The sequence below is a fragment of the Streptomyces taklimakanensis genome, from assembly GCF_009709575.1.
GTDB lineage: Bacteria > Actinomycetota > Actinomycetes > Streptomycetales > Streptomycetaceae > Streptomyces > Streptomyces taklimakanensis.
The window spans coordinates 4705432-4730100 of the sequence record NZ_WIXO01000001.1 but is presented as its reverse complement, the minus strand read 5'-3'; the positions used below and the strand labels follow the sequence as shown (position 1 = coordinate 4730100).

General features: G+C 72.2%; 20 protein-coding genes and 1 pseudogene. 15 read left to right on the top strand and 6 right to left on the bottom strand.

Going from position 1 to position 24669, the window contains the following annotated elements; translation table 11 throughout:
- Positions 1-47 precede the first annotated feature (47 nt).
- Genes F0L17_RS20785 through F0L17_RS20770 form a run of 4 tightly spaced genes read left to right on the top strand, consistent with a single transcriptional unit; the run spans position 48 to position 6173 of the window.
- Positions 48-455 (top strand): SseB family protein, encoded by a 408-nt coding sequence (locus F0L17_RS20785; RefSeq protein WP_162466867.1) that lies wholly within the window; start codon positions 48-50, stop codon positions 453-455.
- Positions 452-1111: a hypothetical protein gene (locus tag F0L17_RS20780; RefSeq protein WP_162466506.1), complete on the top strand. Its 660-nt coding sequence runs from the start codon at positions 452-454 to the stop codon at positions 1109-1111. Before F0L17_RS20785 ends, F0L17_RS20780 begins: the two co-directional genes overlap by 4 nt.
- Positions 1111-5811 carry a putative T7SS-secreted protein gene (locus F0L17_RS28115; protein ID WP_155072235.1) on the top strand — a complete coding sequence of 1567 codons (4701 nt, stop codon included), beginning with the start codon at positions 1111-1113 and terminating at the stop codon, positions 5809-5811. Before F0L17_RS20780 ends, F0L17_RS28115 begins: the two co-directional genes overlap by 1 nt.
- Complete coding sequence (locus tag F0L17_RS20770; protein WP_155072234.1) at positions 5799-6173, top strand: DUF6086 family protein; 375 nt, start codon at positions 5799-5801, stop codon at positions 6171-6173. The genes F0L17_RS28115 and F0L17_RS20770 overlap by 13 nt, the downstream gene beginning before the upstream one ends.
- Before the next feature lie 182 nt (positions 6174-6355).
- Here the strand turns inward: F0L17_RS20770 and F0L17_RS20765 are convergent, their stop codons facing one another.
- Entirely contained in the window at positions 6356-6634 is a 279-nt protein-coding gene (locus tag F0L17_RS20765; RefSeq protein ID WP_155072233.1) for a hypothetical protein, read from the bottom strand.
- Positions 6635-6668: 34 nt separating this feature from the next.
- On the opposite strand from F0L17_RS20765, the gene F0L17_RS20760 reads away from it, so the two are divergent.
- The 3 genes and pseudogenes from F0L17_RS20760 to F0L17_RS20750 all read left to right on the top strand — a co-directional run bounded on the left by F0L17_RS20760 (position 6669) and on the right by F0L17_RS20750 (position 8557).
- Complete coding sequence (locus tag F0L17_RS20760; RefSeq protein WP_155072232.1) at positions 6669-6971, top strand: DUF6881 domain-containing protein; 303 nt, start codon at positions 6669-6671, stop codon at positions 6969-6971.
- A gap of 185 nt (positions 6972-7156) precedes the next feature.
- Positions 7157-7360: pseudogene (locus tag F0L17_RS28540) on the top strand (RHS domain-containing protein); the annotation flags it as partial.
- Between the two features lie 441 nt (positions 7361-7801).
- On the top strand, positions 7802-8557 hold the full coding sequence (locus F0L17_RS20750; RefSeq protein ID WP_338018158.1) for a hypothetical protein: 756 nt from the start codon (positions 7802-7804) through the stop codon (positions 8555-8557).
- A 134-nt stretch (positions 8558-8691) separates the two neighbouring features.
- Here F0L17_RS20750 and hemQ read toward each other — a convergent pair whose 3' ends face one another.
- Both hemQ and hemG read right to left on the bottom strand, forming a co-directional pair.
- On the bottom strand, positions 8692-9408 hold the full coding sequence (hemQ, locus tag F0L17_RS20745) for a hydrogen peroxide-dependent heme synthase (protein ID WP_155072231.1): 717 nt from the start codon (positions 9406-9408) through the stop codon (positions 8692-8694).
- A 34-nt stretch (positions 9409-9442) separates the two neighbouring features.
- Positions 9443-10822, bottom strand: coding sequence for a protoporphyrinogen oxidase (hemG, locus tag F0L17_RS20740; RefSeq protein WP_155072230.1), 1380 nt, complete (start codon positions 10820-10822; stop codon positions 9443-9445).
- A gap of 89 nt (positions 10823-10911) precedes the next feature.
- Here hemG and F0L17_RS20735 point away from each other — a divergent pair, with 89 nt between their 5' ends.
- Entirely contained in the window at positions 10912-12096 is a 1185-nt protein-coding gene (locus tag F0L17_RS20735) for a DUF4349 domain-containing protein (RefSeq protein ID WP_338018157.1), read from the top strand.
- 33 nt (positions 12097-12129) lie between these two features.
- Here F0L17_RS20735 and hemE read toward each other — a convergent pair whose 3' ends face one another.
- Entirely contained in the window at positions 12130-13197 is a 1068-nt protein-coding gene (hemE, locus tag F0L17_RS20730) for a uroporphyrinogen decarboxylase (protein WP_162466505.1), read from the bottom strand.
- Positions 13198-13260: 63 nt separating this feature from the next.
- On the opposite strand from hemE, the gene F0L17_RS20725 reads away from it, so the two are divergent.
- From F0L17_RS20725 to F0L17_RS20695, 7 genes are all read left to right on the top strand, one after another.
- Entirely contained in the window at positions 13261-13941 is a 681-nt protein-coding gene (locus F0L17_RS20725) for a DUF3000 domain-containing protein (RefSeq protein ID WP_155072229.1), read from the top strand.
- 184 nt (positions 13942-14125) lie between these two features.
- Positions 14126-14794 (top strand): LuxR C-terminal-related transcriptional regulator, encoded by a 669-nt coding sequence (locus F0L17_RS20720; RefSeq protein WP_162466504.1) that lies wholly within the window; start codon positions 14126-14128, stop codon positions 14792-14794.
- Between the two features lie 298 nt (positions 14795-15092).
- Positions 15093-16364 carry an HRDC domain-containing protein gene (locus tag F0L17_RS20715; RefSeq protein WP_162466503.1) on the top strand — a complete coding sequence of 424 codons (1272 nt, stop codon included), beginning with the start codon at positions 15093-15095 and terminating at the stop codon, positions 16362-16364.
- 198 nt (positions 16365-16562) lie between these two features.
- Complete coding sequence (locus F0L17_RS20710) at positions 16563-16820, top strand: hypothetical protein (protein WP_155072228.1); 258 nt, start codon at positions 16563-16565, stop codon at positions 16818-16820.
- Positions 16821-17030: 210 nt separating this feature from the next.
- Positions 17031-18257 (top strand): acetyl-CoA C-acyltransferase, encoded by a 1227-nt coding sequence (locus F0L17_RS20705; protein WP_162466502.1) that lies wholly within the window; start codon positions 17031-17033, stop codon positions 18255-18257.
- Positions 18254-20383 (top strand): 3-hydroxyacyl-CoA dehydrogenase NAD-binding domain-containing protein, encoded by a 2130-nt coding sequence (locus F0L17_RS20700; protein WP_162466501.1) that lies wholly within the window; start codon positions 18254-18256, stop codon positions 20381-20383. Before F0L17_RS20705 ends, F0L17_RS20700 begins: the two co-directional genes overlap by 4 nt.
- 185 nt (positions 20384-20568) lie before the next feature.
- On the top strand, positions 20569-20919 hold the full coding sequence (locus F0L17_RS20695) for a PIN domain-containing protein (protein ID WP_155072226.1): 351 nt from the start codon (positions 20569-20571) through the stop codon (positions 20917-20919).
- 15 nt (positions 20920-20934) lie between these two features.
- On the opposite strand, the gene F0L17_RS20690 is transcribed toward F0L17_RS20695, so the two are convergent.
- Positions 20935-22515 carry an ArnT family glycosyltransferase gene (locus F0L17_RS20690; protein ID WP_155072225.1) on the bottom strand — a complete coding sequence of 527 codons (1581 nt, stop codon included), beginning with the start codon at positions 22513-22515 and terminating at the stop codon, positions 20935-20937.
- 162 nt (positions 22516-22677) lie between these two features.
- The gene (gene dxs / locus F0L17_RS20685) at positions 22678-24615 is read right to left on the bottom strand and encodes a 1-deoxy-D-xylulose-5-phosphate synthase (RefSeq protein WP_162466500.1); all 1938 of its coding nucleotides are present in this window, start codon (positions 24613-24615) and stop codon (positions 22678-22680) included.
- Between the last annotated feature and the right edge of the window lie 54 nt (positions 24616-24669).

Genomic DNA, 24669 nt, shown 5'->3' with positions numbered 1-24669 from the left:
GTCGTGTTCGGTTCGGGTGGGACCGGTCGTCGGGGGACGGGGGTGTGGTGGAACTCGTCGAGGAGATCGCCGCGGTGCGAGCGGGGAGGGGCAACCCCCACGCGATGCTGGGGGAGTTCCGGCGTGCGGCGGTGTTGGTGCCGTTGGTGGAGGGCGGGCTGCTGACGGGGGTGTTCGGCGGGATCCGGTGGATCCACGCGTTCACCGACGAGGCCGCCCTGGCGCGTTTCGCCCGGACGCGCGGCGCGCCACCCGACCGCGCGTGGGAGTACGCGGCGGTGCTGGGGGCGCGGTTGTTGGACGTGATCGTGCCGGAGATGGACGGCCCGGCCGGGGTGGCGGTGAACGTCGCCGACGAGGACGGGGCGATGTTGTTCCCGCCGGTGAAGGGCATCGTGCCGGACGCGGTGGCGGTGGACGTCGAGCACACCGATCGGGGGGAGGAGTCGCGGTGAGCGGCGAGGGGGACCTGCAACTCTCCAAGGATGCCCTGGCTTTGATCACCAAGGGCCTCAAGGGAGCGATCGACGAGTTGAAGTCGGTGGGCGCGTCGGCCACCGACTCCCTGCAGGGCGCGGGTTTCGGCGACATGGCGCTGAGTGCCATGGAGGCCGGTCACTCGGGGCTGGCCAAGGACTTCGAAGGGTTCTGCGAGGACTGGGAATGGGGCGTGCGCGCCCTGATCATGGACGCCAACGGCCTGGCGGCCCGGCTGGGTCTGGCGGCCGGGATACTCTACTCCGAGGAGCAGTACTGGGAGGGCACCTTCAAGGTCGCCGCCAACTCCCTCGTCGGCAACCCCCACCTGTCCGAGGACGAGATCACCCAGCGGGAGTGGGGCGAGCTGGTCTCCCTGGAGAACTACAAGCCCGACTACAGCGCCGAGTCCTTCCGACAGGCCGGGGACGAGATGGCCCAGACCTGGAAGGACACCGGCCGCGCCCTGCTGACCGAGGGCGCCGGCGGCATGCGCACCGACCTGATGAACCAGGCCCTCGGCGTCGACGACCAGAGGTTCGACCGGGCCGTGGACGAGGCCTTCGGCCCCTCCCCGCAGGAGCGGGCACAGCAGCAGGCCGGAGGGCGGCAGGACGGCGGGGGTGAGGGCTGATGGGCTGGAGGGATTTCGTCCCCGACGTCATCGAGGACAAGGTCGAAGAGGGCGTCGAACTCATCGGCGAGGGCATCGAGGAGGTGGGCGACGCCGGTGCCGACCTGCTGGAGGAGGTCGGCTGGGAGAGCGGCGCGGACTGGATGCGGGACACATCCCGCTCGGCCGCCAACGCCCTGGGCGCCGACGTCGACGAACTCCAACTCGACCAGACCGACGACCCCAAGAAGCTGATCTACGGCAGCGCCGAGAAGTTGCGGTCGACCGCGAGCCACCTGCGGGACTTCCGACGGGCGTTCGACAACGTCGGCAAGGGCATCAAGGGGCTGGACTCGGCGGAGCTGAGGGGCCAGGCGGCCGACGCCTTCCGGACCAAGGCGGCCCAGGAGCCGCCGAAGTGGTTCAAGGCGGCCGACGCGTGCGAGAAGGCCGCCGGGGCGCTGGAGGACTTCGCCTCGACGGTGGAGTGGGCACAGGGACGGGCCCAGGTCGCCATCGACAAGTACAAGGCGGCGGTCAAGGCCTCCCAGGACGCGCTGGATGCCCACAACGCCAAGATCGACGCGTACAACAAGGACGTCAAGGCGTACAACGCCAAGGTGAACGCCGGCGAGGACCCGGGCACGCCGCCGGTGTGCCCGGCCGATTTCAAGGACCCGGGACCGGCGAAGATCAGGGAGGCCGAGGAGGTCCTTTCCGAGGCCCGCAAGCAGCGCAACACCGCCGCGGAGAAGGCCCGTACGGCGGTGCGGGCGGCGAAGGACGCGGCGCCGGACAAGCCGTCCTACGGCGAGCAGGTCCAGCAGGGCGTGATCGGGGTGGGGCTGCACGCCTCGCACTTCTATGCCGGGGTGATCAAGGGCACGGCCGGGCTCGTCTCCTTCGCCCGCGGCATCAACCCCACCGACCCGTACAACCTCACCCACCCGGCCGAGTACGCCACCAACCTCAACAGCACGGTCGCCGGACTGGTCCAGGTCGCCAACGACCCCTGGGGCGCCGGCAGTCGGATGGTCACCGACTTCCTCAAGGACCCCTCCGAGGGGCTGGGCCGCCTGGCCCCCGACGCGCTGCTGACCGCCGCCACCGGCGGTGCCGGAGCCGGCGTCAGGGCCGCCCGGCTCGCGGCCGAGGCCGCGGACACGGCCAACGACGCCAACCGCGCCCGCCGCGCCCTCGACGACGACGGCCCGGACCAGCACGGCACCAAACCCGAGGACCGGAACTCCGGCGGCACCGACCCCGTCGACCTGGCCACGGGGAAGATGTTCCTGCCCCAGACGGACCTCTCCCTGCCGGGCGCCATGCCGCTGGTCTTCCGGCGGTACGTGGAATCCGGCTACACCGCCGGGCGGTGGTTCGGGCCGTCGTGGACCTCCACCGTCGACCAGCGGCTGGAGATCGACGCCGAGGGCGTGGTGTTCGTCGCCGACGACGGGCGACTGCTGGCCTACCCCCACCCCGCGCCGGGGGTGCCCACGTGGCCGTCGGCCGGGACGGCGCGGATGCCGCTGGAGCGCACCGTCGACGGCGGCTACACCCTCACCGATCCGGAGACCGGCTGGGTGCGGCACTTCGCCCCACCGACCGGCGGCGGGGACGGCATCGCGCTGCTGGAGCAGATCACCGACCGGGCCGGGCACCAGATCGTCTTCGTCCACGACGAGCACACCGGCGCCCCGGTCCGCGTCGAGCACAGCGGCGGCCACACCCTGCGCTTCACCGTCGAGGACGGCCGGGTCACCGCTCTGTCGCTGGGTGACCAGGTGGTCAAGCGGTACGGCTACACCGACGGCCACCTCACCGAGGTGGCCGACTCCCGTGGTCGTCCGCTGCGGTTCGAGTACGACGACGAGGCCCGGGTGGTGGCCTGGATCGACTCCAACGACCGCCGCTACGACTACGTCTACGACAACCTGCACCGAGTCGTCGCCGAGGGCGGCACCGAGGGCCACATGCAGGTCCGCATCACCTACGACGACATCGACCCGGCCACCGGCCACAAGGTCACCACGCTGACCACCGCGGCCGGCCACGCCACCCGGCACGTGATCGACGACCGCTGCCGCACGGTCGCCACCACCGACCCGCTGGGCCACACCACCCACTTCCGCCACGGCGACCACGGGCACCCGGTGGAGGTCACCAACCCGCTGGGCCGCACCACCCGCTTCGCCTACGACGAGCACGGCCGCGTCGTCGGGGTCACCCGCCCGGACGGCCGAGAGATCACCGTCACCCGCAACGACCTCGGGCTGCCGGTGGAACTTCGTGAGGCGGACGGATCGGTGTGGCACCACGCCTACGACGAGCGCGGCAACCGCACCGCCACCACCGACCCGGCCGGCCACACCACCCACTACGCCTACGACAACCGCGGCCACCTGACCGCCGTCACCAACGCCCTGGGCGGGACCACCTCCGTCCGCTGTGACGCCGCGGGCCTGCCCGTCGAGATCACCGACCCGCTGGGGGCGATCACCCGCTACGACCGCGACGCCTTCGGCCGACCCGTCACCCTCACCGATCCCCTGGGCGCGGTCACCCGCCTGGAGTGGACGGTCGAAGGTCGCCTCGCTCGCCGCATCGGCCCGGACGGAGCCGAGGAGCGGTGGGAGTACGACGGGGAGGGCAACTGCGTCCGCCACACCGACCCGGCCGGCGGCACCACCTCGTTCGAGTACACCCACTTCGACCTGCTCGCCGCCCGCACCGACCCGGACGGGGTGCGCTACGAGTTCGCGTACGACGCCGAGCTACGCCTGACTCAGGTGACCAACCCCCAGGGCCTGACCTGGTCGTACGAGTACGACCCGGCCGGACGCCTGACCGCCGAGACGGACTTCGACGACCGCACCGTCACCTACACCCACGACGCGGCCGGACAACTGACCGCCCGCACCACCCCGCTCGGCGCCACCATCACCTACGCCTACGACGAACTCGGTCACCTGATCCGCAAGGACGCCGACGGCACCGCCACCGAGTACGAGCGCGATCTCGCCGGCCGTCCGATCCGCATAGCGAACCCCGACACGGAACTGATCTACCACCGCGACCGGCTGGGACGGGTCAAGACCGAACTGGCGGGTGGCCGCCCCCTGTCGTTCTCCTACGACGCCCTGGGACGGCGCACCCGCCGCGTCACCCCCAGCGGAGCGGTGTCGACCTACGCCTACGACGCGGCCGGCCACCGCACCACGCTGACCACCGGCGGCCACACGGTGGACTTCGCCCATGACGCCACCGGACGCGAAACACAGCGCCGCATCGGCGACGTCACCCTCGCCCAGGTCTGGGACCCGGCCGGGCGACTGACCGACCAGACCCTCACCGGCCCGAACACCCCCGGCCCCGTCCAGCAGCGCACCTACCACTACCGCGCCGACGGCTATCTCACCGGCGTCGACGACCTCCTGGCCGGCTCGCGCACCTTCGACCTGGACGCGGTCGGTCGCGTCACCACCGTTCACGCCCAGGGCTGGACCGAGACCTACGCCTACGACACGGCCGGCAACCAGACCCAGGCCGCTTGGCCCACCGGTCACGCCGCCGCCGAGGCCACCGGGGAACGCACCTACACCGGCACCCTGCTCACCCAAGCCGGACGCATCCGCTACGAACACGACGGCGCCGGGCGCCTGGTGGTGCGGCAGAAGACCCGCCTCTCTCGCAAGCCCGACACCTGGCGCTACGCCTGGGACGCCGAGGACCGCCTCACCTCGGTCACCACCCCCGACGGGACGGTCTGGCATTACCGCTACGACCCGTTGGGCCGCCGCATCGCCAAACAACGCCTGGCCGCGGACGGCCAGACCGTGGTGGAGCGGACCGACTTCACCTGGGACGGCCCGGTCCTCATCGAGCAGACCACCACCGCCCCCGACCTACCGCACCCGGTCACCCTCACCTGGGACCACGACGGCCTGAAGCCCGTCGCCCAGACCGAGCGCCTGATCGACGAGGCCACCCAGGCCGAGATCGACGCCCGGTTCTTCGCCATCGTCACCGACCTGATCGGCACCCCCACCGAACTCGTCGACGAGTACGGCCACATCGCCTGGCACACCCGCACCACCCTGTGGGGCACCACCACCTGGAACCGCGACGCCACCGCCTACACCCCGCTGCGCTTCCCCGGCCAGTACCACGACCCCGAAACCGGCCTCCACTACAACTACCTCCGCTACTACGACCCGGCCACCGCCCGCTACGCCACCCCCGACCCCCTCGGCCTGAAACCAGCCCCCAACCCCGCCACCTACGTCCACAACCCCCACACCTGGACCGACCCCCTCGGCCTCGCACCGGAGTACACGCCCGGAGACGGAATCTCGAACCGGGAACGTCCGCCGCTGGAGGGCGATACAAACTATATCGTCGACAACCCGAACGACTGGTCGGATACCATTACGGACATCGACAAAATCGAGGAGGGCGTACTATGGGAAGAGAAGAGCGCAACTGGAAACAACCCACGCATGGACATCGAAAAGTGGACGGAAAAGCACGTTTTCAAAAAACTCGACGCCTATGTCCGTGCCCGCTCACACCTTGACGGATGGGAAAATTCCCCCATTGGCTTGGACTTCACGACCCCGGGGGCAAACCCTTCATTCAGGAATGCCGTCGAAGCATCTGTCGAAACATGGCGACAGGGAAATCCTGGGGTTGAAGTAAGGATCAGGTGGAACGATTGAGTTGCTTTTTCCGGATCGGGGACAATGACGTCTGGAATCCAGCCAACTTCGTAGCCAAGGTTTTTCATGCAGAGGCCTTGGCGTTGGCTCAAGTTTTTGGCGTACCCTCCGGCCTGGGCCCTATCGTCGACGACGAGTGTCACATCGATGGCCAAACTTTCACCCGCTTCGTGATGACTCTCCTGCATGAGCATCGAAAGACCAATCACAGTGCCCTGAAATATCTGATCGAAGGGGTCATCGGAGTTGGCTTGGTGTTTCTCGAACGCGCAGGCGAAAGTGATGGAGAGGTTCCTCAGGACATCGGAGATTTCTGGGAGGAAAGGCGACGTTCCCTTTCGAGGAGAATGACACAGGGATGACGATCCCAAGGCGGCGCCGTTCAAGGGCCTGCCCGGCTTGATCACGTGACGCCGGGTATGAGTAGAGATTCTCTTTCACTCTATTTATTTGCAGGCCAAGGGGGTGTGGACGGCTTGGAAGGTGCGGCTGATGGATCAGGGTGAGCGGTAAGCTCTACACAGTGACGTTCCCTCAACGGCGATTATTTCCAGGTTCCGTTGAGGACGAGGGCGGCGCGGGTGATGTCGCCCATTCGGCCAGGGCTGAGGGTGACGCGCTGGAGGGTGCGCCAACGCTGCTTGATTCCGGTGGTGGTTCGCTCGCCCAAGGCTCGAATGCCGCGCGGGAGCCGGTTGTGGATGCGGGTGTCCGGCGCGAGCGAAGGGGCAATGTCGGGGTGCGGGCGGAACGGGGCGTGGATGCCCTTGCCGACGCCGCTGCGCTTCCCCGGCCAGTACCACGACCCGGAAACGGGCTGCACTACAACTACCTCCGCCACACGGAAAGAACTGGAAATGGAATACTGGAAAGTGGAGTGGCATCACGACTACACCGAAGAGCCTACCGTGCTCTACAGTGAAATAGGTGCCGACAGATACGAGACGCGGAAAATCCAGAGATACCGTGACGGCCGCCTCCTGAAGGCGGATGCCGAACACGAAACGGGGGATATCGGACTCGGTGAGATCCCTCTCGGACCCATTGAGGATGTGGCGGCGCAACCAGAGTTCTCCGCATTCCTGATCTCGCGGGGTGAATTCGAGAAACTCTGGCAGGAAGCCCAATGGTCGAAGAGGCGTAGAGCAACGCGTCCGTGAAGTGATCACGTTGTGGACACCCGTCCTGAGCAAGGAGTGTACTGGTCGGGTGGCGCAGGCATGTTTCGTCTTCGCCATCCGCATCGCCTTGCGCCGGAGGCGGGAAAGGCGATGCGGTCATCTGGTAATTCCGAACTTTCCGGAACCCTCCACGCCGGCTCGACGACCTCTCTCTGGCCCAGGTCTGGGACCACCACGGTCTGAAGCCCGTCGCTCGGACCGAGCGCCTGGTCGACGAGGTCACCCAGGCCGAGATCGACGCCCGGTTCTTCGCCATCGTCACCGACCCGATCGGCACCCCCACCGAACTCGTCGACGAGTACGGCCACATCGCCTGGCACACCCGCACCACCCTGTGGGGCACCACCACCTGGAACCGCGACGCCACCCCCGACCACCTGGGGCCGATGCATGAGCGTCCATGGACGAGGCCAGGAATTTCGCGGACCAAACCATCGCCGGGGCCGAACAGGAGAGGATACGGAAGTCCGGAAACTGGACACGCGTCACCGGTTCGGCAAGGAGCGGGTCCCGGAAATCCTCAAAAGCTCCGACGCGGTGCATCAGTTCCAGGGGAAGCGTGGGATCTGGTGCTCCGCGGGGGTGAGGACATCGTGGTCACCAAGTAACCCGGAACAGGCGGAGGCGGCGTTATCATCGCGTACGGTCCGTCTGGGGCCAGGAGGGAATCCGGTGTCAAGGCATTCGGCGGCTCGCCCGCAGGTCCCGGTCCGCCGGTGGTCCTCGGGGACACTGTGAACGGCAACGTGCCGGACGGTAGGAGCGGCACGATGGCTCCTGCCGACCGGATTCGGTGAGGTGGCACTCCCGTGAACATCACCTTGAACACCATGGACGTAGTGGTGACGGGTGTTCCGCTGCCTTTCGCCCCGCGCCTGGCCCTGGACGTGCCGCAGGTGATCGTCGGTGAGTTCACCAACAGAGCGGAGTTCGAGCAGCAGGCACACACCACCTTCGGCAGCCTGCAATGGCTGTGGTCGGGGGAGGACGACCTCCGGTTCGACAAGGAAAGCCGCGAACTGGTGGCCATCGGGCTCCACCTGCCGAACGAAGCCGCTCCCGCGAAAGCCGCTGTCCGTATCACCGGTGGGCTTCCAACCCGCCAAGGTGGGCTCCGCGCCACCGAGGTACGCGATTTCGGCATGCCGCAGGCAACAGTCCTGCAGTGCGACGCCGAAGCAGCCGAACTGGTCTGCCTGCGGGACTTGGCGGTCCTGGACGCGCCTGTGGAGGCGCGTATCGGTATCGCCCCCGGCTTGGCGCTACTTGTCCAAGGCGGCGCCGCCGTGGGATGGAGCCTGACCGATCCGGCACGCTACCTCACCAGCGGGTACACGACCCCCGACCCGGCCCCACCGTCTCCGGACACCCGGCAGCGTCTGGCCGAGTGCCTGACCCTGTTCACCCGTCCCCTGGTGGACGAGGTGATGGACAAGGAGTCGAACGCCTGGCACCGACTGCGTGTGACCGAGCGAGCCCTGCGCAGCCGGCGGGAGGACCGGCGCAGGGTCGAAATCCTCCACCGGCTCGTCGTCCGCGTGATCGAGGACCACGAGAGCTGGTGACGAGCACCGGTGCCGTGCGCGAGACAGGGCCGCCCCGGCCCGTGTCTCGCGTCAAAGGAGCGGCCGTCGGCCGGGAACCGGCCCGCCCCCGGCCCGCGGGGCGACGGGCGGGAGCGCGGCACGGTGCGGTGCCGTCAGGCCAGGCCGGCCACCAGGTCCGCGACCGGCTTGCGGCGGCCGGTGTAGAACGGGACCTCCTCGCGGACGTGGAGTCGGGCCTCGGAGCCCCGCAGGTGGCGCATGAGGTCGACGATGCGGTGCAGCTCGTCCGCCTCGAAGGCCAGCAGCCACTCGTAGTCGCCCAGCGCGAAGGAGGCGACGGTGTTGGCGCGCACGTCCGGGTAGCCGCGGGCCATCTTGCCGTGGTCGGCGAGCATCCGACGGCGGTCCTCGTCCGGCAGCAGGTACCAGTCGTAGGAGCGCACGAACGGGTAGACGCACACGTAGGCGCGGGGCTCCTCGTCGGCGAGGAAGGCCGGGATGTGCGAGCGGTTGAACTCGGCGGGGCGGTGCAGCGCCATGTTGGACCACACCGGCTCCAGGGCGCGCCCCAGCTTCGTGCGCCGGAAGAGGTTGTACGCCTCCTGGAGCGCGTCGGCGGTCTCCGCGTGCCACCAGATCATCAGGTCGGCGTCGGCGCGCAGCCCGGAGACGTCGTAGGTGCCGCGCACGGTGACGTCCTTGGCGGCGAGCCGGTCGAACAGCTCCTGGACCTCGTCCGCGTACCCGGCGCGGTCCTCGGGGAGCGCCTCGCGCAGGCGGAAGACCGACCAGAGGGTGTAGCGGATGACCTCGTTGAGGTCCTTGGCCTTCTTGCCCGCGTTGGGCGTCTTGCGGGGTTCAGCAGTCATACGGCCATTCTCACGCGCGCGCGCCGGGGTCCGATCACCGGGGCCCTCGGGAGCCCAGCACCTCGTCGGCGGCGGCGCGGGCGCTCGCGACGCAGGCCGGGATGCCCACGCCGTCGTAGGCCGCCCCGCACACCGCCAGGCCGGGCAGGTCGGCGAGCCGGCGGCGCACCCGGGCGACGCGCTCCAAGTGGCCGACGGGGTACTGCGGCAGTCCGTCCCGCCAGCGGGTGACGACGGTCTCGACCGGGTGCGCGCCGAGTCCGATCGCGGTGCGCAGGTCGGCCAGGGACGCCTCCACCAGGTCGGCGTCGTCGCGCTCCAGGACCCCCGCCTCCCCGTACCGGCCCAGGGAGGTGCGCAGGACGAACAGGTCCGGGTCCTGTTCGGCGGACCAGGTCCACTTGTTGGTCGAGAAGGTGGACGCCTTGATCGCCCGCCCGTCCACGGACGGCACCAGGAAGCCCCGGCCCTCCGGCACGCGCGTGAGGTCGGCGCGGCGGAAGGCCATCGTGACCAGCGCCATGGAGGCGTACTCGACCTCGGCCAGCTCCGCCGACGCCGCCGGGGACTCGGCGGCCAGCAGCCGGGCGGCGGCGGGGGCGGGGGCGGCCAGGACGACCGCGTCGGCGCGCAGCGCGCGCTCCCCCGCGACCACCGTCCACCCCTCCGGCGTGCGGCGCAGCTCCCGGGCGGGGGTGTCGGTGAGGATCTCCGCGCCCGCGGCGCGGCAGGTGTCGGCGACGGCGCCCGGCAGACGTCCCATGCCGCCGGCGATGCCCGTGAAGACGGGGCCGGTCCGGCCGCGCGCGGCGGACCGCTCCAGGATGCCGCGCACGGCGGCGAGCAGTGAGCGCTCCGTCCCGGCCGCCTCGTGGAGGGCGGGTACGGCGGCGCGCAGGGAGGTTCGGTAGGCGTCCCCGGCGTAGACCCCGCCCAGCAGCGGCTCCACGAGCCGGTCCACGACCTCGCGGCCGAGGCGGGCGGCCACGTACTCGCCGACGGCCGTGTCGTCGCCGACCTCGGTGGGCGGCAGCTCGGCGTCCTCGGCGGCGCGGGCGACGCCCTCGGGCGAGAGCACCCCGGCCAGGGCGGCCGGGTCGCCGGGCACGCCCATGACGTGGCCGGTGGGCATCGGGCGCACCGCGCCGCGGGTCCAGATCGCCGCGGTGCCGGCGGCGGGCGGCTGGAGGGCTTCGCCGAGTCCGGCGGCGCGGGCCAGCTCCAGGCCCTCGGGGCGGCGGGCGAGCATCGACTCGGCGCCGAGATCGACGGTGACGTCCGCGATCCGGCCCGCGCGCAGCTTGCCGCCGAGGCGGGAGGAGGACTCCAGGACGGTCACCCGTGCGCCGCCCTGGAGCAGGTGGTGGGCGGCGGCGAGTCCGGCGATGCCGCCTCCGACGACGATGACGTGCATGGCTCCACTCTCCCAGAAGCCCCCGAGCGACGGCGGACCGGCCCGGGACGGCCCACGGCGGCCCGATGTGATCTGCCGGCGGCCCGACCGTGACCGCTTCGCTACCGGATTCCGGCAACCCGCGCCCCGCGGTGCCCGTCCAACAACCGAGGGTCGAGGACGAGTTGGGGGAGACGATGGTCGGATCAGGTGGACGCGGCACGGTGGCCGGGGCCGCCGTGCTGCTGGCCGCCGCGCTCGCGGTGACCGGTTGCGGGGCGACGGGGGGCGGCGAGAGCACATCGGCCGTGGACCGGGGCGTGGCCGCGCCCGAGGCGGCCGATCGGGAGGCCGGAAGCGTCCGGGAGGACGCCGCGGCGGAACGGAACGCGGGACAGGACACGGCCGGGGAGCGGGGCGAGGACGGCGCCGGCTCGCAGGAGGCGTCCGCCGACGAGCTGCCCGATCCCGCCGCGACCCACATCGTCCGCACCGCGTCGCTGACGGTGACGGTGGAGGACGTGCCCGGCACACTGGCCGAGGTCCGCACGGCGGTGGAGAGCGCGGGCGGCTACGTCGCGGACGAGTCCACCGACCGCGATGCCGAGGGCCACGACCGCTCCCGGGTGACGCTGCGGGTGCCGCCGCGGGAGTACGACGACCTGCTGGAGGAGCTCTCCGGGCTGGGCGAGCTGGTGGAGCGGAAGGTCTCGGCGAAGGACGTCACCGACCAGGTGGTGGACGTCGAGAGCCGGATCGAGACGCAGAAGGCCAGCGTGGCGCGGGTCCGGGAGCTGATGGACGAGGCGGTGGCGCTCTCCGACGTGGTCTCCCTGGAGTCGGAGCTGAGCGACCGGCAGGCCGATCTGGAGGCGCTCCAGGCGCGACTGAAGTCGCTGCGGGAGCGCACCGGGATGGCGACGGTCACCCTGTCGCTGCACGAGCCGGACGGGGAGCCGGTCGCGGAGCGGAAGGAGGACGACCCCTCCTTCGGCGACGCCCTGGCGGCCGGCTGGGACGCCTTCGTGACGATGCTCCGCTGGCTCGCCGTCGTCCTGGGAGCATCGCTGCCCTTCGTCGCGGCGGGGCTGCTGGTGGCGCTGGTGTGGCGGCTGGTGCGCCCCCGGCTGCCCCGGCGGTCCTCGGGGGCCCACGGGGTGACGTCACCGCTCCCGGTGGCGGCCCCGCCCGAGACCGACGGCGACGACGCCGACGACGCCGACGACTCCGACGGCTCCGACGGCGGCGGGAACGACAGCGGGAGCGGCGGCGGGGAACGCGCCGGAAAGAGGTGACGCCGCCGCGGCGGCGAACCGGGCCGGTGCCCGTCAGCGCGCGGTCTGCTCGTGCACGTACTCCACGAGTCGGGTGAGGGCGTCGGGGTCGGTGTCGGGCAGCACTCCGTGGCCGAGGTTGAAGACGTGTCCGGGCAGGTCCCGGGCCGCGTCCAGCACCCGTCGCGCCTGGGCCTCGACGGCCTCGCGCGGCGCGAAGAGCACGGCCGGGTCGAGGTTGCCCTGGACGGCCTTGTCCGGGCCGATCCGGCGGGAGGCCTCGTCCAGCGGCACCCGCCAGTCCGCGCCGACGACGTCCGCGCCCGCCTCGGACATCGACCCCAGCAGCTCACCGGTGCCGACGCCGAAGTGGATGCGGGGGACGCCGTAGGGGGCGACGGCGTCGAAGACCTTGGCGGAGGCGGGCAGCACCGAGCGGCGGTAGTCCTCGGGGGCCAGCGCGCCGGCCCAGGAGTCGAAGAGCTGGACGGCGGAGGCCCCGGCCTCGATCTGCACCTTCAGGAAGGCGGCGGTGATGTCCGCGAGGCGGTCCAGGAGGTCGGCCCAGAGGTCCGGAGCGCCGTACATCATCGCCTTGGTGTGCTCGTGGTTGCGGGAGGGACCGCCCTCCACGAGGTAGCTGGCGAGGGTGAAGGGGGCCCCGGCGAAACCGATGAGCGGGGTGGCGCCCAGCTCCGCGGTGAGCATGCCGACGGCCTCGGTGACGTAGTCGACGTCGCCCGGCTCCAGCGGGCGCAGCCGCGCCAGGTCCTCGCGCGTGCGGAAGGGGTGGTCGACGACGGGCCCGACCCCGGGCTTGATGTCCAGCTCCAGGCCGATGGCCTTGAGCGGGACGACGATGTCGCTGAAGTAGATCGCCGCGTCCACCCCGTGGCGGCGGACGGGCTGGAGGGTGATCTCGGTGACGAGGTCGGGGCGCATGCAGGAGTCGAGCATGCCGATGCCCTCCCGCACCCGGCGGTACTCCGGCAGGGAGCGTCCGGCCTGCCGCATGAACCACACCGGGGTGTGCGGCACCGGTTCGCGGCGGCACGCCCGCAGGAAGGCGGAGTCCGCGGTGGCGGGGGGGATCTGGGCGGGGATGGTGTCGTCGGCGGTCACAACCAGAAGTCTCCCACGTGTCCCTACCCTCCGACGGCACCCGTTCCGCCTACGCTGCGGCCCATGGCAGCGGCGCGAGCACACCTGACGGACGGCACGGAGGGTCCCGGCGGTGAGGAGACCCCGCTCCCCTTCCGTCGGGCCGTGGCGGCACTGACGGGGTTCCGACCGCGGCCGGAGGTGCGGCTGGCCCCGCTGCCGGCGCCCCGGCGGCTGGCGCCGTTCGCGTACGCCCTGGAGGCGTCGGTGGAGGCGGACGGCGAGGAGCTGGCCGACGGCCGGTTCGTCCTGCTGCACGACCCGGCCGGCCAGGAGGCGTGGCGGGGGGTGTTCCGGGTGGTGACCCTGGCCCGCGCCGAGCTGGAGCCGGAGATGGCGACGGATCCGCTGCTGCCCGAGGTGACCTGGTCGTGGCTGACCGGTGCCCTGCGGGCGCGGTCGGTCGCGTACGCCGAGGTGGGTGGCACGGTGACACGGGCGGGCTCGGTCTCCTTCGGGACGTTGGAGGAGCGGGCGGCCTCGGCGGAGATCGAGGTCCGCGCCTCGTGGACACCCCTGGAGGGAGCCGGGGACGCGGCGCCGGGAGCGGCCGGGGCGAACGCGTCGGCCGCGGCGAACACCGTGGCCGGGCACCTGGGCGCGTGGTGCGACCTGCTCTCCCAGTGCGCGGGGCTGCCGCCGGAGAGCGGCGAGGGAGCGGCCGTCGTACCACTGCCGCAGCGCCGTGGCCCGCAGCCACTCTGACGGTTCCCCGGAACGGGTTGCGCGTCCGGTTTGTCGGAAATTTCCTCTCACTCATTCGTGATCGTTCCCTAAAGCCGGGCGGGGGTCCTGCCGAAGGATTCTGTGACCCTCACACAGGGGTCATCCCATCCCGACTTCCCCCCATAGTCGGCTTCCGTCCGCTCTCCACTCCCCAGGAGGCCCGGTGTCCGTTCTTCTTGAGCACCCCACAAGCCTGGTCGCCTACCGCCCGAACAAGCCGACGGCGATGGTCGTCGTCGCCGACCCTCGGGTCCGGTCCACCGTCACCCGCCACCTGTGGGCGCTCGGTGTCCGGGACGTGATCGAGGCGTCCTCGATCGCGGAGGCCCGTCCCCGCGTGGCCAACCCGCGCGACATCTGCGTGGCCGAGGTCCACCTGCCCGACGGCTCCGGCCTGACCCTCCTCTCCGAGACCCGGGCCGCGGGCTGGCCCAACGGTCTGGCGCTGTCGGCCGCCGACGACATCGGCGCCGTGCGCAACGCCCTGGCCGGCGGCGTCAAGGGATATGTCGTCACCGGCACCCGCGGCACCCCCGGCCACCACCCCGGGCGCCCCGGCGCCACCCCCATCGGCGCCACCGCCGCCGCCCGCATGCACCGCCGCCCGCCGGGCGCGCCCGGCCAGCCCAGCGGCTACCGCGAGCTGTCCGGTCGGGAGATCGAGGTGCTGCGGCTGGTGGCGGAGGGGCAGTCCAACAAGGCCATCGGCGTCTCGATGGGCCTGTCCGCCCTGACCGTCAAGAGCCACCTCGCCCGGATCGCCCGCAAGCTGGGCACCGGCGACCGGGCGGGCATGGTCGCCGTCGCCCTGCGCACCGGCATCATCCACTGAACGTCCACCGAGCCCACCGGGCCCGACGACCGTCCGCGGGAGGGCCCACCGGTCCGCGCCCGCCGACGAGCCTCTCCGTCGGACCCGCGCGGCTCCCGACCCGCTCCCGTTCCCCCTCCGATTCCCCCCGCTCCCTCGTCCTCTCCTCCTCTCCTTCCCCCCGACCCGTCGTGCTCCGGCCCGGCCCGGCCCCTCAGCGGGCCGGGCCGGGCCGGTTCCGCGCGGTGCGCGACGCGCGGCGACGTGACGTTCCGTCGGCGGACGCTGCGCACCACGTGCGCACGGCTACCCTTGTCGCGTGACCGACGCCCGAGAGACCTCCATAAGCAACGCGGTGCGGCCTCCCTCCCCGGAGGCGGGTCCGGGGCCGGTCCCCCTGCTGGAACCGCGCGAGGGCATCCCGCCCGTCACCACCACCCCCGAGGCCCTCGCCGAGGTCGTGTCCGCCTTCGCCGCGGGCCGGGGTCCCGTCGCCGTCGACGCCGAGCGGGCGTCCGGCTACCGCTACGGGCAGAGCGCCTACCTCGTCCAGCTGCGCCGCGAGGGCGCGGGGACCGCCCTGGTCGACCCGGTCGGCTGCCCGGACCTGTCCTCCCTCGGCGAGGCGATCGCGGACGCCGAGTGGGTGCTGCACGCCGCCACCCAGGACCTCCCCTGTCTACGGGAGACGGGGATGCTCCCGAGGAGGCTGTTCGACACCGAGCTGGCCGGGCGGCTCGCGGGCTTCGCCCGGGTCGGCCTCGGCGCGATGGTCGAGAACGTCCTGGGCTACTCCCTGGAGAAGGGCCACTCCGCCGTGGACTGGTCCACCCGCCCGCTGCCCGAGCCCTGGCTGCGGTACGCGGCACTGGACGTGGAACTGCTGGTGGACCTGCGCGACGCCCTGGAGGAAGAGCTGGAACGCCAGGGCAAGCTCGACTGGGCGCGCCAGGAGTTCGCCGCCATCGTCGCCGCTCCTCCCCCGGCGCCCCGCAAGGATCCCTGGCGGCGCACCTCGGGCATGCACAAGGTGCGCAGGCGGCGGCAGATGGCGGCCGTTCGGGAGCTGTGGACGGTCCGTGACCGGGTGGCGCGGCGCCGTGACGTCTCGCCCGGGAAGGTGCTCGGCGACACGGCCATCGTGGAGGCCGCGCTGGCCATGCCCACCAGCGCGCAGGCGCTCGCCGCGCTGCCCGGCTTCGGGCAGCGGATGGGGCGCCGGCAGTTGGAACAGTGGCTGGCGGCCATCCAGCGGGCCCGCGCCCTGCCCGAGTCCGAGCTGCCCCAGCCCGCCCTGGCGCCGGCCGGCCCGCCCCCGCCGAGGGCCTGGGCCGACAAGGACCCGGCCGCCGCCGCCCGACTCGCCGCCGCGCGTGCCGCGGTGACGGGGCGCGCGGAGGAACTGAACCTCCCCCAGGAGAACCTGTTGACGCCCGACACCGTGCGACGGCTGTGCTGGGAGCCGCCGCACGAGATCTCCGAGCCGGCGGTCGCGGAGGCGCTGCGCGCGCACGGCGCGCGGGAGTGGCAGGTCGAGCAGACGGCGCCGTTGCTGACGGCCGCCCTGTCGGCCGCCCCGCCGGAGGGCTGAACCGTCCCGCCCGACCTCGGGCCTCCTCTCGACAGCGCGGGACAGGAGGCCCGAGGGCCGGGAGTTCGAGCCCGAGGGCCGGGAGTTCGAGCCCGAGGGCCGGGGGATCGAGCCCGAGCGCCGGGGACGTCGGACTTCCGTTCGCGCGGCGGCGGCGCATAGGGTGATCACCCACTGACACCCCAGGGGGAACACAGGATGTCCTATCCGAACCAGCCGTACCAGCCGCAGCCGCCGAACACCTCCAACACCCTCAGCGTGGTCGGCATCGTGCTCGGCTGTGTCGCGTTCTTCTTCTGCCCGCCGCTCTTCGGCATCGCGGGGATCGTCTGCGGCGTGATCGCGAACTCCAAGGGCGAGCGGCTCGCCAAGACCGCCATCGGGGTCTCCGTCGCCGGCCTGGTCCTCGGGATGATCCTCGGTTTCTTCCTCTTCCGGAGCGTGTACGGAGCCTGACGGGGCCCTGCTCCGTCTACCGGGCCCGCCCCCGTCGGGGGCGGGCCCCTCGTCTCGCCGTCCGGCGATTCGGGTCCGCGCGGCGCGCGGGGAGTGTGACGTGCGACTCCCTCGGAGAGGCACCTGTCACCCAGGGGTTACCGACAAGTAGCATGGGCTCCGGGAAGCGCGCCGTACGGCGTACCACCGCACCCCTGGAGGAGAGCCAACGTGCCTCGTACCGCTAGGGACGTCGTCTTCGTCGACGGCGTCCGCACCCCGTTCGGCAAGGCGGGCCCGAAGGGCATCTATCACGAGACCCGCGCCGACGACCTGGTCGTCAAGTGCATCCGGGAACTGCTGCGCCGCAACCCGAGCCTGCCCCCGGAGCGCGTCGACGAGGTCGCGATCGCCGCGACGACCCAGATCGGCGACCAGGGCCTCACCATCGGCCGCACCGCGGGCATCCTGGCCGGTCTGCCGAGCACCGTGCCCGGCTACTCCATCGACCGCATGTGCGCCGGTGCCATGACCGCCGTGACGACCACCTCCGGGTCGATCGCCTTCGGCGCGTACGACGTCGTGGTCGCCGGCGGCGTGGAACACATGGGCCGTCACCCGATGGGCGAGGGCGTGGACCCCAACCCGCGCTTCGTCTCCGAGAAGCTGGTCGACCAGTCCGCCCTGTTCATGGGGATGACCGCGGAGAACCTCCACGACCGCTTCCCGCACATCACCAGGCGGCGCGCCGACGAGTACGCGGTGCGCAGCCAGGAGAAGGCCGCCAAGGCGTACGCCGACGGCAGGATCCAGGCCGACCTGGTACCGGTCTCCGTCCGTCGCACCGCCGAGGCGGCCGAGTCCTCGGGTGGCGAGGCCGGCTGGGGTCTGGCCACCGCCGACGAGCCGATGCGTCCGGGCACCACCCTGGAGCAGCTCGCGGGCCTGAAGACCCCCTTCCGTACCCACGGTCGGGTCACCGCGGGCAACGCCGCGGGCCTCAACGACGGTGCCACCGCCTCCCTGCTGGCCGCCGAGGACGTGGCCCGGGAGCTGGAGCTGCCGGTCAAGATGCGCCTGGTCTCCTACGCCTTCGCCGGCGTGGAGCCGGAGGTGATGGGCATCGGCCCGATTCCCTCCACCGAGAAGGCCCTGGCCAAGGCCGGTCTGTCGATCGGCGACATCGACCTGTTCGAGATCAACGAGGCGTTCGCCGTCCAGGTGCTGGCCTTCCTGGACCACTACGGCATCGCCGACGACGACCCGCGCGTCAACCGGTACGGCGGCGCCATCGCCTTCGGCCACCCGCTGGCCTCGTCGGGCGTCCGCCTGATGACGCAGCTCGCGCGGCAGTTCGAGGAGCAGCCGCACGTCCGCTACGGCCTGACCACCATGTGCGTCGGTTTCGGCATGGGCGGCACCGTGATCTGGGAGAACCCGCACTGGGAGGGCAAGTGAGCAGCACCGCCGAACTTCTGAAGGGCGCCGCCGACCTCTTCCCGGACGAGGTCGTCACCACCGCCCACGTACGTCACCTCGACCTTCCCCAGGGCGCCGGCCGCTTCGCGCTGATCACCCTGGACAACGGCCACGACCACACCAAGCCGACCACCCTCGGCCCGCAGTCGCTGGCCAACCTGGACAAGGCGATCGACCAGGTCGAGGCCGAGGCCGCCAAGGGCGAGATCGTCGGCGTCGGCGTCACCGGCAAGCCGTTCGTCTTCGCCGTCGGCGCCGACCTCAAGGGCGTCGAGGTCATCAGGCGCCACGAGGACGCGCTGGCCATCGGCAAGGGCGGCCACGACGTCTTCAAGCGCCTGTCCTCCCTGGCCGTGCCCACCTTCGCGTACTACAACGGCGCGGCGATGGGCGGCGGTGTCGAGATCGGCCTGCACTGCTCCTACCGCACGGTCTCGCGGGCCATCCCGGCCTTCTCCCTGCCCGAGGTCTTCCTCGGCCTGGTGCCCGGTTGGGGCGGCTGCGCGCTGCTGCCCAACCTGATCGGCGCCGACCGCGCGGTCTCGGTGATCATCGAGAACTCGCTCAACCAGAACAAGCAGCTCAAGGGCCCGCAGGTCCACGAGCTGGGCATCGCCGACGCCATCTTCGAGGGCGCCGACTTCCTGGAGCAGTCCCTGATCTGGACCGCCTCGGTGCTCCGCGGCGAGATCGAGGTCGACCGTCCGGACGTCGACCGCGGTGAGGCCTGGGACCGGGCCGTCGCCCGCGGCCGCGGCATCGCCGACGCCAAGGTGCACGGCGCGGCCCCGGCCGCGTACCGCGCGCTGGACATCATCGCGGCGGCCAAGAACGGCGACCTGCGGCAGGGCTTCGAGGCCGAGGACCGCGCCCTGGCCGACCTGATCATGGGTGGCGAGCTGCGCAGCGGCCTGTACGCCTTCAACCTGGTGAACAAGCGCGCCAAGCGACCGGCGGGCGCCCCCGACAAGTCGCTGGCCCGCCCGGTCACCAAGGTCGGCGTGGTCGGCGCGGGGCTGATGGCCTCGCAACTGGCGCTGCTGTTCGTCCGCCGCCTCCAGGTGCCGGTCGTCCTGACCGACATCGACCAGGAGCGGATCGACAAGGGCGTCGCCTACGTCCACGAGGAGATCGACAAGCTCCTGCTCAAGGGGCGCGTGAACCAGGACACGGCCAACCGGCTGAAGGCCCTGGTCACCGGTGCGCTGGACAAGGCCGAGGCCTTCGGCGACGCCGACTTCGTGATCGAGGCCGTCTTCGAGGAGATGGGCGTCAAGCAGCAGGTGTTCGCCGAGGTCGAGGCGGTCGTGCCCGAGCACGCCATCCTCGCCACCAACACCTCCTCGCTGTCGGTCACCGAGATGGCGAGCAAGCTCAAGCACCCCGAGCGGGTCGTGGGCTTCCACTTCTTCAACCCGGTCGCCGTCCTGCCGCTGCTGGAGATCGTCCGTGCCGAGCGGACCGACGACGCCTCGCTGGCGACGGCCTTCGCGGTCGCCAAGTCGCTGAAGAAGACGGCCGTCCTGGTCAAGGACGCCCCGGCGTTCGTCGTCAACCGGATCCTCACCCGCTTCCTGGGCGAGGTGCTGCGCTCCATCGACGAGGGCACCCCCGTCGAGGTCGCCGATCGGGCGCTGGCGCCGCTGGGCCTGCCCATGTCGCCGATCGTCCTGCTGGAACTGGTCGGCCCGGCCGTCGCCCACCATGTGGCGGGCACCCTGAACGCCGCGTTCCCCGACCGCTTCGGCGTCTCGGAGAACCTCGGCCGCGTCGTCGGGGCGGGCAAGCGCAACCTCTACGTGTACGACTCCGGCAAGCCGGAGCTGGACCCGGAGGTCGCCGCCCTCTTCGAGACCGGCGACACCGTCCTGACGGAGGAGCAGGTCCGCGAGCGCGCCCTGAACGCGATCGCGGAGGAGATCCGCCTGATGCTCGACGAGGGCGTCGTCGCCGAGCCGCAGGACATCGACCTGTGCCTGATCACCGGCGCCGGTTGGCCCTTCCACCTGGGCGGCATCACGCCGTACCTGGACCGTGAGGGCGTCTCCGAGCGCGTCACCGGCAAGCGGTTCCTGGCACCGGGCGTGGCGAGCGTCCCGAACTGACCGGTCGACCGGTGCGGGAGGCCGCCTCCCGCACCACCGTCCCACGGCGCCCGTCCGCACCCCGTGTGCGGGCGGGCGCCGTCGGTGCCGGCCTGTCCCGCCCCTCCCCCGCCGGGGCGACCCGCCGGGAGCACGCTCGCGGGGCGTCCGGGGCCGGGCCCCGGCGGCCGTGACACCCTGGACGCATGATCGAACGCCCTCTGCTCGTCGTGGACGCCGCCAACGTCGTCGGTTCGGTGCCGGACGGCTGGTGGCGGGACCGGCGCGGCGCGGCCGAGCGGCTGCGGGACGCGCTCGCCGCGCGGGAGGGGGACGAGGAGATCGTGCTCGTCGTGGAGGGCGCCGCGCGCGGTGTGGGCCCCGTGCCCGGGGTGCGGGTGGTGGCGGCCCCCGGCAGCGGTGACGACCGGATCGTGGAACTGGTGGCCGCCGAGGGGCGAGGCCGGCCCTGCACCGTGGTCACCGCCGACCGGGAGCTGCGGGACCGGGTGCGGGCGCTGGGCGCCGAGGTGGCCGGGCCCCGTTCGGTGCGCTGAGCGGGGTCCGGCGCCCTAACGCTCCGAGCGGACGTACACCACCGCGCCGTCCACCCGTTCCACCCGCTCGTAGCGCGCCGCCAGGACGTAGCGCAGGGACGGCATCCGGGAGGGCGCGTAGGACCTGCCGCGCGAGTCGTCGACGATCACCTTCGGCGGGTCCTCGTCCAGCTCGGCGCGGAAGACCGGCCAGCTCCCCTCGACCCCGTACCGCTGGCCCACCCGGTGCCCGTCCCGCCCGCCGCTGAAGTTGGTGAGCAGTCCGGCGGTCAGGTAGCGGCTGGCGGGGGCGCGATCGGCGAACCAGTAGCTCTCCGGGTGCATGCCCCAGAACAGCACCTTCTCCTCCGGCCCCGCGTACCGGCGCGCGGCGTCCGCCACCCGTCGGACGTGATCCAGTTCCGTGCTGTCGGCCACCACGCCCCAGCCCAGGAACGCCGCACACGTCAGCGCGGAGCACAGCGCCGACCGGAGCAGCCGGTCGACGGGCAGCAGGTGGAGGGCGCCGGTGCCCAGCAGGACCAGCGGCGGCATCAACTGGAGGTAGTAGTGCCCGAAGAAGTGGAAGCCGGAGAGCACCGCCACCGCCGACGCCGCCGCCCACACCCACAGATCGGCCGTCAGGACGCGGTATCGGCCCGGCGTTCGGGCGCGCGCCACCGCCACCAGCGGCAGCAGCAGCCCCGCGCAGCCCACGGCCAGGATCGCGGTGTTGAGCAGGCCGCGGCCGAGCACGTGCAGTTCCGAACCGGTGAAGGAGGCGTACGAGCCGGAGCCGGTGATCGTCCAGAACACGAAGCCCCGCCACCCGGTGGCCACGGCCACCGCGGCCACCGGGAGGGCGAAGCAGGCGCCGAGCCGGGCCAGCGCCGCCCGCCGCCCGCCGCCCGGCGGCACCGCGCGCCACAACAGGAACACCGCGGGCAGCAGCACCGCGCCGCCGGTCTGCTTCACCAGGAAGGCCCCGGCCACCGCGAGTCCGGCCGCGCCCCAGCGCCGCCGGTCGGCGCACCAGACGGCCGCCGCGGTGAACGGCAGCGTGAAGACCTCGAAGTTCGCCGCCTGGGCGTCCTCGGGATTGAGACCGACCGAGACCAGCACGTACAGCACTCCGGCGGTCCAGCCGGCCCGCTCGCCCCAGCGGCGTCGGGCGATGGAGGCCAGCAGGGCGGCGGTCGCCGCCACGGCCACGACGGCCGCCGCCTTCAACGGCCACAGCGACGCGTCGCCGAAGACGGCGAACGCCCCCTGGTACAGCCAGGGCAGCAGGGGCGGCTTGCGGTCCACGACGGTGTCGTAGAGCACCCCGCCGTCCGCGAGCATCCGGGCCTGGGTGGCGAGGAAGCCCTCGTCGGGGTTCCACAGCGGGCGCCGGAAGGACGGGATCCGGGTGAGCGCCGCCAGCAGCCCGAGCACCGGGAGCAGCCACGGCCAGAACGGGCGCGGCCGGGTGGTGGGCCCGGACGGCGGCCGGTGGACGACGGCGTCGGCCGATCGGCGGTCGCGGGAGCCCGGTACCCACGCGGTCCTGGGCGGTGCCGGACTGGCGGCCCGCACCCGTACGGACGTCCGGGTCGGATCGGAGGCGGTCGGCATGGGCTACAACCTATCCCGGCCCCCTCGGCCGTCCTGCGGGCACCACGGGGCGCGGCGCGTCCGGGGACGGGTGCGGAACCGTGCCGCCCGCTCCGCCCGGGGAGGCCGGGCGGAGCGGGCGGTCGGACGATCGGGAAGGGGAGGCGCGTCGGGGCCGGTGCCTCAGTCGCGGGCGGCGCCGGCGGCCCGCTCCTCGGCGTCCTCGGAGCCGTACCGGCCGTCGAGCTTGGCGACCAGTCCGGTGACCTGGCGGGCGATGTCCGGGGCGGTCAGCCCGATCTCGGCGAGCACCTCGTTCCGGGAGGCGTGGTCGAGGAACTTCGGCGGGATGCCGAAGTCGCGCAGCGGCACGTCCACGCCCGCGTCGCGCAGCGCCTGGGCGATCGCCGAACCGACGCCGCCCGCCCGACTGTTGTCCTCGACGGTGACCACGACGCGGTGGCGGGCCGCCAGCGACGGCAGGGCCTTGTCGACCGGCTTGACCCAGCGCGGGTCCACCACGGTGGTGGAGATCCCCTGCTTGTCGAGGAGGTCGGCGACCTCCAGGCACATCGGGGCCAGCGCGCCGACCGAGACCAGCAGCACGTCCGGCCGGCCCGCCGCGGCGTCGCCCGGATCGCGCAGCACGTCCATGCCGCCGGCGGTGCCCACGGCCGCGACCGCCGGGCCCACCGCGCCCTTGGAGAAGCGGACGACGGTCGGTGCGTCGTCGATCTCGACGGCCTCGCGGAGCTGGGCGCGCAACTGGTCGGCGTCGCGCGGCGCGGCGATCCGCAGGTCGGGGACGACCTGGAGGATCGACATGTCCCACATGCCGTTGTGGGAGGCGCCGTCGGTGCCGGTGACTCCGGCCCGGTCCAGCACGAAGGTCACCCCGCACTTGTGCAGGGCCACGTCCATCAGCACCTGGTCGAAGGCACGGTTGAGGAAGGTGGCGTAGACGGCGAAGACCGGGTGGAGCCCGCCGGTGGCCAGGCCCGCCGCCGAGACGGCGCCGTGCTGCTCGGCGATGCCCACGTCGTAGACGCGGTCGGGGAAGGTCTCGGCGAACTTCTGCAGGCCCACCGGCTGGAGCATGGCGGCGGTGATGGCGACGACGTCGGAGCGCTCGTGGCCGAGCTTGACCATCTCCTCGCCGAAGACGGAGGTCCAGTCCAGGCCGGCGGCCGCCACCGGCAGGCCCGTGTCGGGGTGGATGACGCCCACCGCGTGGAAGCGGTCGGCCTCGTCCTGGACGGCGGGCTGGTAGCCGCGGCCCTTCTCGGTCAGGCAGTGGACGATGACCGGGCCGCCGAAGCGCTTGGCGCGGGTCAGGGCGGACTCCAGGGCCGCTATGTCGTGGCCGTCGATGGGGCCGACGTACTTCAGGCCCAGGTCCTCGAACATGCCCTGCGGGGCGATGACGTCCTTGATGCCCTTCTTGGCGCCGTGCAGGGTCTCGTACAGCGGCCTGCCGACGACGGGGGTGCGGTTGAGCAGTTCCTTGCTGCGGGCCAGGAAGCGCTCGTAGCCGTCGGTGGTGCGCAGGGTGGCCAGGTGGTTGGCCAGACCGCCGATGGTGGGCGCGTAGGAGCGCTCGTTGTCGTTGACGACGATCACCAGGGGACGGTCCTTGGCGGCGGCGATGTTGTTCAGGGCCTCCCAGGCCATGCCGCCGGTCAGCGCGCCGTCGCCGATGACGGCGACGACGTGGTCGTCGTGGCCCAGTACCTGGTTGGCCTTGGCCAGGCCGTCGGCCCAGCCCAGCACGGTGGAGGCGTGGGAGTTCTCGATGACGTCGTGCTCGGACTCGGCCCGCGAGGGGTAGCCGGACAGGCCGCCCTTGGCCCGGAGCCGGGAGAAGTCCTGGCGCCCGGTGAGCAGCTTGTGAACGTAGCTCTGGTGGCCGGTGTCGAAGAGGACCTTGTCCTTCGGGGAGTCGAAGACCCGGTGCAGGGCGATGGTCAGCTCGACGACGCCCAGGTTGGGCCCCAGGTGGCCACCGGTCTTCGAGACCGCGTCGACGAGGAAGGTCCGGATCTCCCGGGCGAGCTGGTCGAGCTGTTCGGGGGTCAGCCGGTCGAGATCGCGCGGTCCCGTGATGCGGGTCAGCAGAGCCACCCGTGCCTCCTTGCTGGTCGAGCCGTACGGGCTGGTGCCGATCCGACGAGTCTA

Coding starts and splice junctions, on each gene's coding strand:
- F0L17_RS28115 (WP_155072235.1), top strand. CDS start 1,111: ATGGGCTGGAGGGATTTCGTCCCCGACGTCATCGAGGACAAGGTCGAA.
- F0L17_RS20760 (WP_155072232.1), top strand. CDS start 6,669: ATGGAATACTGGAAAGTGGAGTGGCATCACGACTACACCGAAGAGCCT.
- hemQ (WP_155072231.1), bottom strand. CDS start 9,408: ATGACTGCTGAACCCCGCAAGACGCCCAACGCGGGCAAGAAGGCCAAG.
- hemG (WP_155072230.1), bottom strand. CDS start 10,822: ATGCACGTCATCGTCGTCGGAGGCGGCATCGCCGGACTCGCCGCCGCC.
- F0L17_RS20725 (WP_155072229.1), top strand. CDS start 13,261: ATGGCAGCGGCGCGAGCACACCTGACGGACGGCACGGAGGGTCCCGGC.
- F0L17_RS20710 (WP_155072228.1), top strand. CDS start 16,563: ATGTCCTATCCGAACCAGCCGTACCAGCCGCAGCCGCCGAACACCTCC.
- F0L17_RS20695 (WP_155072226.1), top strand. CDS start 20,569: ATGATCGAACGCCCTCTGCTCGTCGTGGACGCCGCCAACGTCGTCGGT.
- F0L17_RS20690 (WP_155072225.1), bottom strand. CDS start 22,515: ATGCCGACCGCCTCCGATCCGACCCGGACGTCCGTACGGGTGCGGGCC.